The sequence below is a fragment of the Parapedobacter sp. 2B3 genome (assembly GCF_041925275.1).
Taxonomy (GTDB): Bacteria; Bacteroidota; Bacteroidia; order Sphingobacteriales; family Sphingobacteriaceae; genus Parapedobacter; species Parapedobacter pyrenivorans_A.
This window is the reverse complement of record NZ_JBHEUZ010000019.1, coordinates 17,296-31,731: the sequence shown is the minus strand read 5'-3', so window position 1 is coordinate 31,731 and position 14,436 is coordinate 17,296. Positions and strand designations below refer to the sequence as shown.

Annotated in this window: 13 protein-coding genes; 5 read left to right on the top strand and 8 right to left on the bottom strand. The window is 54.1% G+C overall.

Features of this window, described 5'->3' with window-relative positions; genetic code table 11:
• The first annotated feature begins 83 nt into the window (after positions 1-83).
• The 3 genes from ACEVG1_RS17885 to ACEVG1_RS17875 all read left to right on the top strand — a co-directional run bounded on the left by ACEVG1_RS17885 (position 84) and on the right by ACEVG1_RS17875 (position 6,182).
• A complete protein-coding gene (locus tag ACEVG1_RS17885; RefSeq protein WP_374745094.1) occupies positions 84-3,704 on the top strand; it encodes a glycoside hydrolase family 9 protein in 3,621 nt (1,206 codons plus the stop codon).
• Positions 3,705-3,865: 161 nt separating this feature from the next.
• A complete protein-coding gene (gene murQ / locus ACEVG1_RS17880) occupies positions 3,866-4,681 on the top strand; it encodes an N-acetylmuramic acid 6-phosphate etherase (RefSeq protein WP_374745093.1) in 816 nt (271 codons plus the stop codon).
• Between the two features lie 13 nt (positions 4,682-4,694).
• Positions 4,695-6,182, top strand: coding sequence for a sodium:solute symporter (locus tag ACEVG1_RS17875; RefSeq protein ID WP_374745092.1), 1,488 nt, complete (start codon positions 4,695-4,697; stop codon positions 6,180-6,182).
• A 17-nt stretch (positions 6,183-6,199) separates the two neighbouring features.
• Here the strand turns inward: ACEVG1_RS17875 and ACEVG1_RS17870 are convergent, their stop codons facing one another.
• The 8 genes from ACEVG1_RS17870 to ACEVG1_RS17835 all read right to left on the bottom strand — a co-directional run bounded on the left by ACEVG1_RS17870 (position 6,200) and on the right by ACEVG1_RS17835 (position 13,389).
• Complete coding sequence (locus tag ACEVG1_RS17870) at positions 6,200-6,637, bottom strand: Rrf2 family transcriptional regulator (RefSeq protein WP_374745091.1); 438 nt, start codon at positions 6,635-6,637, stop codon at positions 6,200-6,202.
• A 55-nt stretch (positions 6,638-6,692) separates the two neighbouring features.
• A complete protein-coding gene (locus ACEVG1_RS17865; protein ID WP_374745090.1) occupies positions 6,693-8,195 on the bottom strand; it encodes a Gfo/Idh/MocA family protein in 1,503 nt (500 codons plus the stop codon).
• A gap of 97 nt (positions 8,196-8,292) precedes the next feature.
• A complete protein-coding gene (locus ACEVG1_RS17860) occupies positions 8,293-9,153 on the bottom strand; it encodes a DUF808 domain-containing protein (protein ID WP_374745089.1) in 861 nt (286 codons plus the stop codon).
• A gap of 53 nt (positions 9,154-9,206) precedes the next feature.
• Entirely contained in the window at positions 9,207-10,304 is a 1,098-nt protein-coding gene (locus ACEVG1_RS17855; protein WP_374745088.1) for an NAD(P)-binding domain-containing protein, read from the bottom strand.
• Between the two features lie 38 nt (positions 10,305-10,342).
• Positions 10,343-11,218 (bottom strand): 4,5-DOPA dioxygenase extradiol, encoded by an 876-nt coding sequence (gene ygiD / locus ACEVG1_RS17850; protein ID WP_374745087.1) that lies wholly within the window; start codon positions 11,216-11,218, stop codon positions 10,343-10,345.
• A gap of 82 nt (positions 11,219-11,300) precedes the next feature.
• Positions 11,301-11,873, bottom strand: a complete 573-nt coding sequence (locus tag ACEVG1_RS17845; protein ID WP_374745086.1) for a YceI family protein — start codon at positions 11,871-11,873, stop codon at positions 11,301-11,303.
• 170 nt (positions 11,874-12,043) lie between these two features.
• The gene (locus tag ACEVG1_RS17840) at positions 12,044-12,706 is read right to left on the bottom strand and encodes an NADPH-dependent F420 reductase (RefSeq protein ID WP_374745085.1); all 663 of its coding nucleotides are present in this window, start codon (positions 12,704-12,706) and stop codon (positions 12,044-12,046) included.
• A 110-nt stretch (positions 12,707-12,816) separates the two neighbouring features.
• On the bottom strand, positions 12,817-13,389 hold the full coding sequence (locus tag ACEVG1_RS17835; protein WP_374745084.1) for a Crp/Fnr family transcriptional regulator: 573 nt from the start codon (positions 13,387-13,389) through the stop codon (positions 12,817-12,819).
• A gap of 196 nt (positions 13,390-13,585) precedes the next feature.
• Between ACEVG1_RS17835 and ACEVG1_RS17830 the strand changes: the two genes are divergently transcribed.
• Together ACEVG1_RS17830 and ACEVG1_RS17825 are read left to right on the top strand one after the other, a co-directional pair.
• Complete coding sequence (locus ACEVG1_RS17830) at positions 13,586-14,011, top strand: hypothetical protein (protein ID WP_374745083.1); 426 nt, start codon at positions 13,586-13,588, stop codon at positions 14,009-14,011.
• 26 nt (positions 14,012-14,037) lie between these two features.
• Complete coding sequence (locus ACEVG1_RS17825; protein ID WP_374745082.1) at positions 14,038-14,364, top strand: MmcQ/YjbR family DNA-binding protein; 327 nt, start codon at positions 14,038-14,040, stop codon at positions 14,362-14,364.
• Positions 14,365-14,436 lie beyond the last annotated feature (72 nt).

The following is a 14,436-nucleotide window of genomic DNA, read 5'->3' as shown; positions in this document are numbered from 1 at the left end:
ATTGCAAGCGGGTGTCTCCGTGGGCATTGGCAAACTACCGTGCATTGGAGACATCCGTCTTTGCTTACCATGAGCGATAGCGGATGACGGCTACCAAACGATATTACCTATTAAAACCAATTGCGCTGTTGAAGGTGCTGGTGTTCTTTGCGGCACTTGCCGTATATGCCCAGCCCTTCCAATTTGCGCATGTCACCGACACGCACGTGGGCAGTGGGACCGGTGCGGACGACCTGCGGCGCACGGTTGCCGACATCAATGCGAATCAGGAGCTTGACTTCGTCATCCTATCGGGCGACGTCACCGAGTTCGGCTCGGATGAGGAACTGCTATTGGCCAAGCAAATCCTGGATAGCCTCACCATACCCTGGTACGTCATTCCGGGCAATCACGATACCAACTGGTCCGAGAGTGGCGGCAACAGCTTCCGCGAAGTGTTCGGCGGCGAAACGTTCGCTTTCGTGCACAAGGGTTATTTCTTCGTGGGGACCAATTCAGGCCCCAACATGCGCATGAGTCCGGGGCAGGTGCCCCGCGAAAACCTGGTGTGGATGGATTCTATCTTTGCCATGCACCCCGATGCGGATATGCCGCTCATCTATGTAAACCACTATCCGCAAGACTCGTCGCTCAACAACTGGTTCGAGGCGACCGACCGCGTAAAGGCGCGCAATGTGCAACTCTTTTTCTGTGGCCACGGCCACCAGAACCAGCAATACGATTTTGAGGGCATCCCCAGCATCATGGGGCGTTCCAACCTGCGGGCCAAAGACACGGTGGGCGGTTACAACATCGTTACCATCGGCAATGGCCAAGCCATCTACCAGGAGCGCAATCCGGGTGTAGCTACCCAACCGGCTTGGGCAACAGTGCCATTGGAAAACCACCATTTCACATCGGAACGCCGTTACTATGACCGGCCCAGCTACGACGTGAATACGCGACATGCAGCTGTGCGCGAAGTGTGGTCGTTCCAAGATGATAGCGATATCGGTGCCGGGGTGGCAGCCTATAAGCAGCTGGTCATTACAGCCAATACTGCGGGGCAGGTCTATGCGCTCGATGCGCATACCGGTCATAAGGTATGGACCTTCCAAACGGGCGGCAAGGTCTATTCCACTCCCGCCGTGTGGAAAGATTACGTGGTGGTGGGTTCTACCGACCGCCACATCTATGGTCTGGATGCCAAAACCGGCAAGCAGCGGTGGAAATACGCGACCGAAAAAGCTGTGCTGGGTTCGCCATTGGTACACAAAGGCATTGCCTACATCGGTGCGTCCGATGGGGTGTTCCGCGCCATAGACGTCAAGTCGGGCCAGCTGCGCTGGTCGTTCGATGCCGTGAAAGGCTACGTGTCGGGCAAACCGCTCTTGTATGACAACACGTTGTACTTCGGCTCGTGGGGCAACGGTTTCTACGCGCTCGATCCGGCTAATGGCCAGCTGAAGTGGGAGTGGTCCAACGGTGCTTCCAGTCGCATGCTCTCACCGGCGGCCTGCTACCCCGTAGGGGCCAATGGCCGCGTGTTTATCGTGGCACCAGACCGGTATATGACCGCACTGGATGCGCGCACCGGCGCAGAAGTGTGGCGCAAGAAGATCGACAGCATCCGCGTCCGCGAATCCATGGGCTTATCCGAAGACGGCAAGTTCGTGTATGTAAAAACGATGGATGGCCAAGTGTTGGGTGTCTCCACTATGGCCGACACCATGCGGATCGACTGGACATCGGCCCTTCAGCTTCCCTATGAGCTTACGCCCTCGGCCATCGCGGCCAACGACGGCCAAGTATTCGTGCCCAGCCATTCGGGGCTGGTAAGCGGTCTCGATGCCACCAGCGGCGCGGTGGCTTGGCAGTATAAACTATCCAATGCGATGGTGAATCCAATGCTTCCACTTAAGAGGCAGCAGCTGGTGGCCAGCACCATGGACGGCAAGGTGGTCTGCTTGGCCTATGGCGACCCTGAAAAGAGGGCATGGATCCGTGTCAACCAGCTGGGCTACACGCCGCAGGGAATCAAAGTGGCTGTGTTGGGTAGTAAAGGCAAGAAACGTTTCCGAAAATTTTCGCTCGTGGCTGCACAAACCGGAAAGCCTGTTTATACCGCCCGCACCGGCAAGGACTTCGGGGCCTATGGACCGTTCCGGACCTCCTACCGGCTTGATTTCTCGGCCCACATCGATACGGGTACCTACTACCTTGAAGTGGACGGCGCGCGGTCGCCGCAATTCCGTGTCGCAGCCGATGTGTATGATGGGGCGGCCGACTTCGCCCTCCGCTATATGCGGCAGCAGCGCACGCTGTTCAATCCGTTCCTACAGGATAGCTGCCATACGCACGATGGGTTTACGCTGTATGCGGCGGGTGCAGGCCTACCCGATAGCACGCACATCGATGTGGCTGGCGGCTGGCACGACGCATCCGATTACTTGCAGTATTCCACCACGTCTGCCAATGCTACCTATCACCTGTTGGCGGCATACCGCGACTTTCCCGACGTGTTCCAAGACCACAAGCAAGCCAACGGTTTGGACGGTAGCAACGGTATTGCCGATGTACTCGACGAAGCCAAATGGGGGTTGGACTGGCTGCTGAAAATGCACCCCGAACCCCACCTTTTGTTCAACCAGATCGCAGACGATAGGGACCATGCCGGCATGCGTATGCCGGGCGAAGATGATTTCTATGGCCGTGGCTACGAACGGCCTGTATACTTTGTGAGCGGTGAGCCGCAGCAGCGCGGCAAGTTCATGAACAATACCACGGGCACCAGCTCGACCGCCGCCAAGTTCACGAGCGCCTTTAACCTGGGCGGTTTGGTTTTCCAGCAGGTGCATCAACCTTACGGGCAGCTGTTGCGCGGCAAGGCATCCACAGCCTACGATTTTGCCAACAAGAAGCCAGGCGTAACGCAGACAGCCTCGGTGAAGTCGCCCTACATCTATGCCGAAGACAATTGGGTGGATGACATGGCGCTGGCCGCCGTTACGCAGTGGCAGGCTACCGGCGACGAACGTTTTCTGAACGATGCGCTCACCTACGCGAAGCAGGAACCCGTTACGCCTTGGATGGCAAACGACACGGCTGCACACTACCAGTGGTACCCCTTTATCAACTTGGCACACCGCGAGCTAGCCCGGCATCTGGAGGGAAGCCAGCGCGATGAGGTAATCGCCTACTACCGCCTAGGCATCGAGCAGGTATGGGCACGTGCCGGGCAGAACGCTTTTTATCGTGGCGTTCCTTTTATTTGGTGCAGCAACAACCTCACCACGTCTTTTGCCATCCAATGCCAATGGTACCGCGAACTGGCGCACGACGATACGTACGTACAGCTTGAGCAGGCAAACTTCGATTGGCTGTTCGGTTGCAATCCGTGGGGCACCAGCATGGTATATGGCCTGCCGGCGTGGGGCGATACGCCTACCGACCCACATTCGGCTTTTACGCATCTGGAGAGTTTCCCGATAGACGGTGGCTTGGTCGATGGTCCGGTTTTTGGCAGTATATTCAACAACCTGATTGGCATCCGGCTCACCAAGCCCGATGCGCATGCACCGTTCCAGTCAGATTTGGCCGTCTATCACGACGACTACGGCGATTACAGTACCAACGAACCCACCATGGATGGTACGGCATCGCTCATTTATCTGCTGGCAGCCAAGGAGCAACAGTCGCGGGAGGAAGCGCAGCTGAAAAAGTAAATGTTTAGACGGATAGATGAATTATTTCAATAATTTCTAATCGTTTTTTCTTTACTTTAACGACATTTTGGTTGTCCATAGCGAAATAACGGACGATGACAAGAGAGGGTGTAAAAACCACCGGCACTGGTCACCGATTAATATAAAACAACGAGAGCGAGATGACAAATACGACGGAGAAAGAATCTAATTATCAGAATTTAGACCAGATGACGGTAGGCGAATTATTGGTCAACATCAACAATGAGGATCAGACGGTTGCACGGGCGGTGCAACGGGCCATTCCGCAGATAGAACGCCTCATCGAAGCTACCGTGGCTTCCATGAAAGAGGGGGGACGGCTGTTTTACATCGGTGCCGGCACCAGCGGGAGGCTGGGCATCCTCGATGCTTCGGAATGCCCGCCTACGTTTGGCGTACCGTACGATTGGATCATCGGCATCATCGCCGGTGGCGATACGGCCATCCGGAAAGCGGTCGAATTTGCGGAAGACGATGTGGAGCAAGCGTGGATAGACCTGCAGGAGCATGGCATCAACAGTAAAGATGTGGTGGTAGGCATAGCAGCGTCCGGCGGTACACCTTATGTGCTTGGGGCAATCGAGCAAGCCAATGTTGCCGGACTTGTTACGGGTTGTATCGTCTGCAATGCGGATACGTCTATCGCTGCCGCAGCCACCTATCCCATCGAGGTAATCGTGGGCCCTGAGTTTGTTACGGGCTCTACCCGCATGAAAGCCGGTACGGCCCAAAAGCTGGTACTCAATATGGTCAGCACCACAGTGATGATCCAGCTGGGTCGCGTGAAAGGAAACAAAATGGTAGATATGCAGTTGACCAACAATAAGTTATTCAGCCGGGGCATCCGTATTATCATGGAAGAAACTGGTATCGACGCCCAAACCGCGTCAGATTTACTTGAAAAACACGGTAGCGTACGTAAAGCTATCGAACACTCCCGCGTAACGGACCATTAAACTCAACATCGGCATGACACCTACCGTCCTACTTTTATTTTTAGTGGTTTATTTCAGCCTGTTGCTCGGCGTGGCTTACTTCACATCGCGCAAGTCGGCAGATAATTCCACGTTTTTCGTGGCCAACCGCAGCGCCAAGTGGTACATGGTGGCTTTCGGGATGATCGGCACCGCGCTGTCGGGCGTCACGTTCATCTCCGTGCCGGGGGCGGTGGGCAACAGCGACTTCGGCTATTTCCAGTTTATCCTCGGCAATGCGGTGGGTTTCATCATCATTGCCTATGTACTGCTGCCCTTGTATTACCGGATGAACCTCACCTCTATCTATACATACTTGGAGCAGCGCCTCGGTCACCGGAGCTATAAGACAGGTGCAATGATTTTCTTGGTGTCGCGTACCATCGGCTCTGCTTTCCGCCTCTATTTGGTAGCCATCATTTTGCAGTGGTTTATCTTCGATGCGTGGAATGTGCCCTTCGCCGTTACCATAGCCTTGTGCCTGCTACTCATCTGGCTGTACACCAACAAAGGGGGACTCAAGACCATCATCATCACCGACATGATGCAGACTTTCTTTTTGGTATTAGCGGTCGTACTGTCCATCTATTTCATGGCCGATAGCTTGGGTTTGGGCCTCTTGGAAACGATAGAGACGGTGAAGGAAAGCAGCTACTCGAAGATTTTCTTTTGGGACGACCTGTTGGGCGATCGCATCCACTTTTGGAAGCACTTCCTAGGCGGCATCTTTGTTACGGTGGCCATGACCGGGCTAGACCAAGACCTGATGCAGAAAAACCTGAGCATGAAAACGATTGGCGAGGCACAGAAGAATATGCTCACTTTTACAGGTATCTTCGTGGTCATCAACCTGTTTTTCCTTTCGGTCGGCGCGCTGTTGTATCTTTACGCCGGCCAGAATGGCATCGACGTGGCCAATATGCCCACACCCGATTACCTCTACCCCGAGATTGCCCTCCACCATCTGGCCGTTGTGCCCGGTATCGTGTTTATGATGGGCCTTACCGCTGCTACATTCGCCACGACAGATTCGGCGCTGACAGCACTGACCACTTCGTTTTGTGTTGATTTCCTCAACTTCAATAAAAAGGCCGACCCCAATGACCGCGCGCTGGTGCGCACACGCAACCGCGTACATTTCGGTTTCTCTGTCATCATGCTGCTGGTTATTCTGGTATTCCGGGTTATCAACAACGATTCGGTGGTCAACGCTATCTTTACCGCCGCTAGCTACACCTACGGTCCACTGCTGGGGCTGTTTGCGTTCGGTATCCTTACCAAGCTACCGGTGGCCGATCGGTTGGTGCCCTATATCTGCGTGTTGTCGCCATTGCTGTGTTACGTGGTCAATACATATATAGTGGTGCCATATACGGAATATGCAGTGGGTTTTGAGCTGATTATTTACAACGGTGCACTCACGTCGCTGATGCTGTGGGCTACTTCATCCCTAGGCAGGCCAACGCCGCAGCCGGCCGCGTAGCGCATACAGGAGGCTTATCAGTCGTCCAGCGCCAGTCGCTTCTCTTTGTTGATGATGTCGGCTATACTGGTGTCGTTGAGGATTTGTAGCATCGCATCGCGTACGTCGGTAAAGGTATCGCGGATGCCGCATACTCCCTCTTCCAGGCATTCATCGCATTTCCTGTAGAAGTTGAGACTTACGCAGGGTAGCAGTGCAATGGGGCCGTCGATGAGACGCATCACTTGCGAAAGCCGGATATCTTCGGGGGCTTTGTTAAGGCTGTAACCCCCTCCCGCACCCTTTTTACTGTATAGTATACCCGCGTTGCGCATTTCCAGCAGGATCTGTTCGAGGAATTTCTTGGGAATACGTTCAGCCTCTGCAATGCGCAGGATCTGCATGGGTTCCTTGCCGTAATTCCGGCCCAACACAATCAGTGCCTTGATGGCGTATTTCGTTTTTTTGGATAACATCCCTGACTCCTAGTGGTTTCTCAACTAACAAAGATAGCAATAATTTTCGGTCGATTCACCGGGGCATTTCCGGCAGCTTAAACCCGTTGTGATACGTATGGTTTATCCATTCGCGGGCAGCGTCTGCGGCGTTGAGTTCGATAAAACGGCGATCGAACCGGGGGTCACCGTCGATGACCTCAAAGTTGTCTACGGAAACGACCTGTATTTTTTCATCTGCGCTTATGTTTGTAAACTCCATGCGCTCCCCATCCCACAGGAGCTCCCTGTTGAGCCCCTGTAGCCGCACGGCGAGCACGCCCATCACGACCGTTTCATTAAATGGGCCTGAGAACCCGAAGTGCGACGACGCTTCCGTACGGTTACGGGGCGATTCTTTCGCCGCCCTTACCCATTCCTGCTCGTGCGCATTGGTATCCCAGATATTACCGCTGCCTCCCTCGATGCGTGGTATCCACGGGGTGGGTTCTTCAAAGTGTTCCATTTCGGTTTCGGGCAGCAAGGTAGGGTTCATACCGAAGCATCCCGTCATGATCTTGCCTTTCGTACCCACAAAGATAATTCCACCATCTGTGTCGCCCAGCATCTTGCCTGGCGCTAGTTCAGCCGGGCGCTCAGGGAGCAAGCCGCCGTCATACCAAACCACTTTCACCTCCGGCATGTTCACTTTACCCTTTGCCGGGCGCTCGGGGAAAGTGTAGTGCACCATCTGTGCGTGGGGTGCTGAGTAGAGGTTGCTCAGTGTGGAGCTGCCGTGTACCTTGGTGGGATATTTCAGGTCTAGTGCCCAGTAGATGGGGTCCATGATGTGGCAGGCCATATCGCCGAGTGCGCCGGTGCCGAAGTCCCACCATCCGCGCCAGTTCCAGGGGGTATACACCGAGTGGTAGGGCCGTTTTTCTGCCGGCCCGATAAAGAGGTCCCAGTCGAGCGTGCTTGGCACCGGCTCGCTCTCGGTAGGCAGGTTGAGTCCCTGCGGCCAGATGGGCCGGTTGGTCCAACAATGCACCTCATATACGTCGCCTATCGCACCAGCCTGTATCCACTCCGTTATGCGGCGGCACCAGTCGAAGGAATTGCCCTGGTTGCCCATCTGCGTAGCCACGCGGTGTTTCTCAGCCAGTTTGGTCAGCAGCCTCGATTCGTACACCGAGTGGGTGAGGGGCTTCTGCGTATAGCAGTGCTTGCCCAGGGTCATGGCGTGGGCGGTTACGCCGGCGTGGGTATGGTCGGGGGTGGCTACCATGATACCGTCGATCGATTTGCCTAGTTCGTCAAACATCACCCGCCAGTCTTTGAAACGGCGTGCGTTGGGGTAGTCGCCAAACGTCTTTGCCGCATAGCGCCAATCCACGTCGCATAGTGCCACGATATTTTCGGTAGCCATATTAGCGAGGTTGCGGCGGCCTACGCCTCCCACGCCGATACCGGCGATGTTGAGCTTGTCGCTAGGGGCTACGTGGCCAGTGATTTTGCCCAATACATGGCTCGAAACAATTGAGAATCCCGCGGCAGCCGCGGTGTTGCGTATGAATTTCCGTCTGGACAGGTCCGTCATCAGTTAGCTTCTTTTGGTCCATAATGGCCGGGAAGAGCATACTCTCGCTTTCCGGCTTTTTGAAACCGAAATATCGGGATTATTTTTGGATATCCAACTACCCTTTGCGAACTATCCGCTTCCCTACGCTCACCAAAGCTACCACGACCAAACCGGCCACGAGCCCAAAAGACAATTCTTTGATGATAGGCGGTACCGCTGGCAATAGGTGGTGGAAGTAGTCGATATTGTGCACAAAAATGCCACCAGAAACCAGTAGCAGGGCAACGGTACCGATCACGGCCAGGCTTTTGATGACGATAGGTAGCGACTTCACCAAGAGTTTCCCCAGGGCGGATAACCATCCCTTTTCATTGCTGTACTTGATAAGGCGGTGACCTACGTCGTCCATCCGTACGATGAGCGCGACGATGCCGTATACGCCCACCGTGGCCAATAGCGCAACCACCGATACGGTCAGTATCTGGATGGTGAGGCTTTTGTCGAGCACGGTGCCGAGGGCGATGATTACAATCTCTACCGATAGGATGAAATCGGTGGTGATGGCCGATCTGATTTTCGTCTTTTCGGCGTCGTCGGGTTGTTCCCGTTGCTCTTCGATTACCTCGTGCCCCTTTTTTTGGCGGTGGAAGAAAAACTCGATAATCTTCTCTACTCCCTCGTAGGCGAGGTAAGCCCCGCCCAATATCAAAATCACCTGGATGGCTGCCGGGAAAAAGGCATTCAAAAGCAAAGCCACCGGAACGATGATTAGTTTATTTAGGAAAGACCCTTTCGTGATGGCCCACAGTACCGGCAATTCGCGGGAGGCTAGAAAGCCGGTAGCCTTCTCTGCATTCACCGCCAGATCATCGCCCAGTATACCTGCGGTTTTGCGGGTGGCGATTTTACTGGCCACGGCCACATCGTCCATCAACGCCGCTATGTCATCTAAAATAGCAAAAAAACCTGACGCCATTGCTTACTCTATTTTTACGGCGGTAAACTTAGGTAAAATCGCAGACTTTTAACTCATTTGCCCATGCCCAGGTAATCCATCAGTTCCTGCGCTGCCGCCCGCCCCGCCCGGTTGGCGCCGATGGTCGATGCTGAGGGGCCATAGCCCACCAGATGGATGCGGGGGTCCCTCGCCACCATAGTAGCTAAGCGTCCGGCCATCGTAATGCCTCCTGTAGGCTCGCGCAGCATAAGCGGCATCAAGTGGTCGAGCGAGCTGCGGAAGCCGGTGCACCACAGGATAACGTCTACCGCTAGCGTGCGGCCATCGGGCCAGCGCACCCCTGTGGGGGTGATCTCGCTGAACATCGGCTGGCGGTTCAGCACGCCGCGTTCGCGCATGGTCTCTACTGCCGGTGTGATGGGCAGGCCGGTTACCGATACTACCGATGCCGGCGGTAGCCCTTGGCGCACGCGCTCTTCCACCACGGCCACGGCCGCGCGGCCCCGCTCGGGCGTGAAAGGACCCGGCTCGAATACCGGCGGGCGCCGGGTTACCCACGTGGTGTCCGTTACCTGCGAAATCTCATCGAGTAGTTGGATGGCCGAGATACCGCCGCCGACGATGAGTACGTGCTTGCCCGCGAAGGCGGCTGCCGTTCGGTAATCCCGGGTATGCAGTTGTGTGCCCCCAAATAAGGATGCTCCCGGGTATTCCGGTATATACGGCTTATCCCATGTACCCGTGGCATTGATGATTCCCTGGGCCGAAAACAACCCTTTGTCCGTTTCGATACGCAGCCGCCCCTCACGTTCGCATACCACAATTACCTTCACGGGGCGATATACCAACAGCCCGAATTTACGTTCGTAAACATCAAAATATTGGGGCACCGCGCTATTGGCCGGCACCTCCACGGCGCGCGTGTCGGCCACCGTCTCGGCAAAGGGGAGGCCCGGCAAGTCGTGTATGCGGTTTGCCGTGCTCAGCGTAAGCGATGGCCATCGGTATTGCCAGGCACCACCCGGTTGGGGCGACTGGTCCAGCACTACGAAATTGCGCCCCGGGGCCAGCCCCAACTGCTTGAGGTGAAAAGCGGAAGAAAGCCCAGCCTGTCCCGCGCCGATTACGGCGATACCCGTTTGGTAAACCAGGTGAGGAGAAGATACCATACCGTGATTATCTTGACAGGCAAGATACGATAATTCCGTTAACCGATTTTTACCGATGTCATCGTCAGTGAGCCGCCTACCGGTTTGTCGTTAAAGAATGTAATCTCATCCCGCCTGCCGCTCAACCCCAGTGTGTAAAGCAGGGGGAGGTAATGTTCAGGTGTGGGTATAGCCAACTGCGCTTCTCGGCCGAGCTGTCGGTAATCGATGAGGCGCGGGTGGTCACCATCGGCAATCAGCTGCTTGAACGTGTCATTCATCTGCAGGGCCCAATCAAAACCATAGTCATGGCCGAGTTTATCCCAGGCTACCATCCGCAGGTTATGCACCATGTTGCCGCTACCGATTACGAGTACACCTTTGTTGCGTAGGTCATACAGTTCACGGGCCAGTTCATAATGGTATTGTGCACCTTTCGTGTAATCCATGCTTAGTTGCAGCACCGGTATGCTGGCATCGGGGTACATGTGGCGCACTACGGTCCATGCGCCGTGGTCGAGCCCCCATTCGTGGTCGAGCCCTACAGACGCTGACTTGATCATATTGGCCGTTTCGGCAGCCAACTCCGGGTTGCCGGGCGCCGGGTATTGTACCTCGTAAAGTTCCCGCGGGAAGCCACCGAAATCGTGTATGGTTTTCGGGTTGTCCATCGCGGTAACGAAGGTGCCCTTGGTCTCCCAATGGGCCGATACCACCAGCACCGCCTTGGGGTGTGGAAGCCGTTTTGCCATATCAGCCCATCCTTGGCTGAATGAATTGTCCAATATCCCGTTCATGGGGGAACCGTGGCCGATGAATAACACCGGCATTTTTTCGCTTGCGGGGAGGCTATCTTTCAGGCCCCTGAGGCTACTCAGCCCCGCTGCGGCCCCTATAGGTATTGCCATGGCTTTCAGAAACTCCTTTCTCTTCATTGTAATGGGTCAAAAAAATGGCGGACACTACCCCGTATGATGTACCGGGCCAGCAGTCCGCCAGTAATCTTTTTAATTATGCTTACTGCTTCACAAATTCGCCATCGGCCTTGATGCGCACCACATCGCTGATCATCGGCTCGGGGAATCCGGGGCCTACGTTAAAGTCTGAACGTTTGATTTCGCCGGTAAGCTGGAATCCTACCGTTTCCTTGCCGGTTTCTTCGTCTACCAGCTTACCGCGGTACAGCAGGTCTGTCGTTACTGATTTGGTAACGCCATGTATAGTCAGGTCGCCCGTGAGTTTATACTTGTCTTTACCCTTCTTTTTGATGGCGGTGCTTTTGTATGTGATTTCGGGGTATTTCTCGGCATCAAAAAAGTCGGCGCTCCTCAAATGGTCGTTACGTGCTCCCACACGGGTATCGATCGATGCTACTTTGGCCGTCAGTTCGAATACGGCATCGCTGAAATCTTCTTTTGTGGCATTCACTTTCACATCAAAGTCGTTGAATGTACCCGATACGTCGCTCAAGCCCAGGTGCGTCACCGTAAACTGCAACTGCGAATGCGCCTTGTCGTTTGTCCATAATGTCACTGCTGCAAAAACTGTTGTTGCAATAAGCAGGGCGATTGCTAATAATCCTTTTTTCATCTTTCTAAATTTGTTTTCTAATGGTGATGAAGCTATCATGATTTTTCGTTTGTGTTTTTTCAACGGCATTCAAGATGGCTGAAGCCGTTTAGTCATTCCGCTGTGTGATTTTGAAAATCATGATGGTTTCATGATGTTAATTTTTCTCAGTTATAAAATAGTTTTGAATGTTAATTGTGTAAAATTTTCCAACCGGCATGCCAGTTATAGTTATTTTTCATCGTCAGTTGGATCAGCAGCAATTGCATGTGCTCCAACGTATGGCTTACTGCCAGACCACCCGCTACCACGGGATGGAGACCTATGCTTTGCACCAATTCGGTCACGGTTTGCACGGCTTGCTCATCATCGCCAGCCACAAATGAATCTGCCGGTTTACCGGCAATCACCGGTTCGGCAAAGTTTGCTGCGTAGGTGGTGTTAAATGCTTTAACCACCTGTGCATCCGGCAGCAGCCGTTGCAATTCCTGGGCGGCGCTTGAGTCGGCCGGCGTTATCATCCCGTCAAACGTCTCGTTCATCGGGTTGGCAATGCTGATGACAATTTTTTGTGTTACATACGGTTTAATCTCTTCGGCTATTGCCGCTTCTGCCGTGTAGGGCACCGCGAGGATGACGATGTCGGCCTCCCAGCTGGCATCCCTGGGGCAGCCGATGGCTTCCACGTCGGCATTGCTGTTGAGGGCGTGGATGTCACTGTGCAGTGTGTCTAATTTTGCTTTATCGCGGCCGAAAAGCAACAGCCTGTTTCGTCCCTTGGCCAGGGATTTGGCAATCGCGGAGCCCATATTTCCGGTGCTTCCGATGATGGCGATGGTTGATTTCGTTTTCATATTCATTCCTCCTTTTGTTATGATACAAAGGTACCCCGGTTTTAGGGCCGGCCCAATGATATATGATAAGGAATGGCATTGATATATATCAACGACTTTCGGGCTTGGGCTTACGAAACCTGCTTCCGTATACGGCTCAGTGTTTCGGGTGTAACGCCCAGGTAAGACGCAATGAGGTGCTGTGGTACACGCAGCAGCAGGTGCCCGTCGCGTTCCATGAAGCGGGTGTACCGCTGCTCGGCGGCGAGGCCTATGGTTTCTTCCATGCGGCGCTGCAGGGCCACGTACGCATTCTGGTAAAGTATCCGCAGGTACGATTCCATGGCTGGCACTTCGACCAGCAGTGGTTCCAGGCGGTCCGCCTTAAGGAGAAGCAGCTCGCAATCTTCCAGCGCCTCGATGGTCAGTTTGGACGGCTCTTGGGTGAAGAAGCTGTACAGATCAGCCATCCACCACGATTCGAACGCAAACTGCACCACGTTGATGGAGCCCTTTTCGGTGGTGGAGTAGGAGAACAGGGCACCTTTTGTTACGAACGCCATGCGCGTGCACACATCGCCCTGCTCCAGCAGGAGTTGTTTCCGGCGTAGTTTCTTTGGTACGAAGTGCCGTTTCACCCGATCTAATTCGTCGGCTGTCAGCGCTATGTGCTGCCCAAGGTTCTTTTCAAGTTCGCTAAACATGGCGTATGTATTTACCTGCACTTTGCCAGTTGATTTTAAAAACAAAAGTAAACATATTTGGGTGTGAATGCCTCAATTTCGAAATATACCCCACGGTTTCGCGGGGATAGCATACGGATAAAAGGGTCTGTAGCGTTCTGCCGCTACCAGTCGTTACACTGGTACGGTCATTATACAGTCGGCAATAGAAACAACAATGATTAAACGGATTAGGATATACCATCTGTTGGCCATCGTGGCCTTGATTGGCTTTATGGCGTGCGAGAAAGACCGTATCGACTTGGATGGTCAATGTATTGAAGCAACCGGATTGGCATTCCGGGAATACTGCGAGAATACGTTCCTTATACAACTTCCCGCCAAGTATGGAGACGTGGGGGAAACCATCCATGTTGACAATCAAACCTACCACCGGGTCGTCAAGATTGCGGGTGGTAACCTCACGCTGTATGATGGGTTTATGACGGGCGACCGGATTTTTGTGGAACTCCGCACGTACGATCCGGAGGCAGACCATGAGCTTATCGCTTATCCATATGCCTGTTTGGCTTTATTCGGGCCGCAGTTTCCCGAGGTGCCCATTTTTGTGGCAACGGCCATCAGCGGTGCGCGGTGCCCGTAATGAGAGAATGTTTTTATCTTTACCACATGATTAACGGCCAAGCGTTCTCAGGTATGGCCCTTTCGTTTGCTGGCACGGAGCAGCGGCCCCATTTCGATCGGACCGGCTTCCGCGTGGTTGGCAAGCGGATGTTTGCCTCCTATTTGGAAAAAGATAATACAGCCAATATCTTCCTCACAGTGGCCGAGCAGGCTTTATTTTGTGTGGCAGACCCGTTGAATATCTACCCCGTACCCAATAAATGGGGCGAGAAGGGGGCTACCACATTTCGCCTCAACCACGTAGCACGCGAGCTGGTCATGGAGGCATTGCTCTCGGCCTATAATGAGGTGCTTGGCCATTCCAAGTCTTAACCCACGGAACCAAACTCCTTGTTTTCGGGTATTGCCAACCGCTGGTAGGAGCCGTATTTTTGACCGGTTTAG

What these genes read in the sequence shown, in the direction of transcription:
- murQ (WP_374745093.1), top strand. Translation starts at nt 3,866, where the DNA reads ATGACAAATACGACGGAGAAAGAATCTAATTATCAGAATTTAGACCAG.
- ygiD (WP_374745087.1), bottom strand. Translation starts at nt 11,218, where the DNA reads ATGAAGAGAAAGGAGTTTCTGAAAGCCATGGCAATACCTATAGGGGCC.
- ACEVG1_RS17835 (WP_374745084.1), bottom strand. Translation starts at nt 13,389, where the DNA reads ATGTTTAGCGAACTTGAAAAGAACCTTGGGCAGCACATAGCGCTGACA.
- ACEVG1_RS17840 (WP_374745085.1), bottom strand. Translation starts at nt 12,706, where the DNA reads ATGAAAACGAAATCAACCATCGCCATCATCGGAAGCACCGGAAATATG.
- ACEVG1_RS17845 (WP_374745086.1), bottom strand. Translation starts at nt 11,873, where the DNA reads ATGAAAAAAGGATTATTAGCAATCGCCCTGCTTATTGCAACAACAGTT.
- ACEVG1_RS17885 (WP_374745094.1), top strand. Translation starts at nt 84, where the DNA reads ATGACGGCTACCAAACGATATTACCTATTAAAACCAATTGCGCTGTTG.
- ACEVG1_RS17875 (WP_374745092.1), top strand. Translation starts at nt 4,695, where the DNA reads ATGACACCTACCGTCCTACTTTTATTTTTAGTGGTTTATTTCAGCCTG.
- ACEVG1_RS17865 (WP_374745090.1), bottom strand. Translation starts at nt 8,195, where the DNA reads ATGACGGACCTGTCCAGACGGAAATTCATACGCAACACCGCGGCTGCC.
- ACEVG1_RS17860 (WP_374745089.1), bottom strand. Translation starts at nt 9,153, where the DNA reads ATGGCGTCAGGTTTTTTTGCTATTTTAGATGACATAGCGGCGTTGATG.
- ACEVG1_RS17830 (WP_374745083.1), top strand. Translation starts at nt 13,586, where the DNA reads ATGATTAAACGGATTAGGATATACCATCTGTTGGCCATCGTGGCCTTG.
- ACEVG1_RS17825 (WP_374745082.1), top strand. Translation starts at nt 14,038, where the DNA reads ATGATTAACGGCCAAGCGTTCTCAGGTATGGCCCTTTCGTTTGCTGGC.
- ACEVG1_RS17855 (WP_374745088.1), bottom strand. Translation starts at nt 10,304, where the DNA reads ATGGTATCTTCTCCTCACCTGGTTTACCAAACGGGTATCGCCGTAATC.
- ACEVG1_RS17870 (WP_374745091.1), bottom strand. Translation starts at nt 6,637, where the DNA reads ATGTTATCCAAAAAAACGAAATACGCCATCAAGGCACTGATTGTGTTG.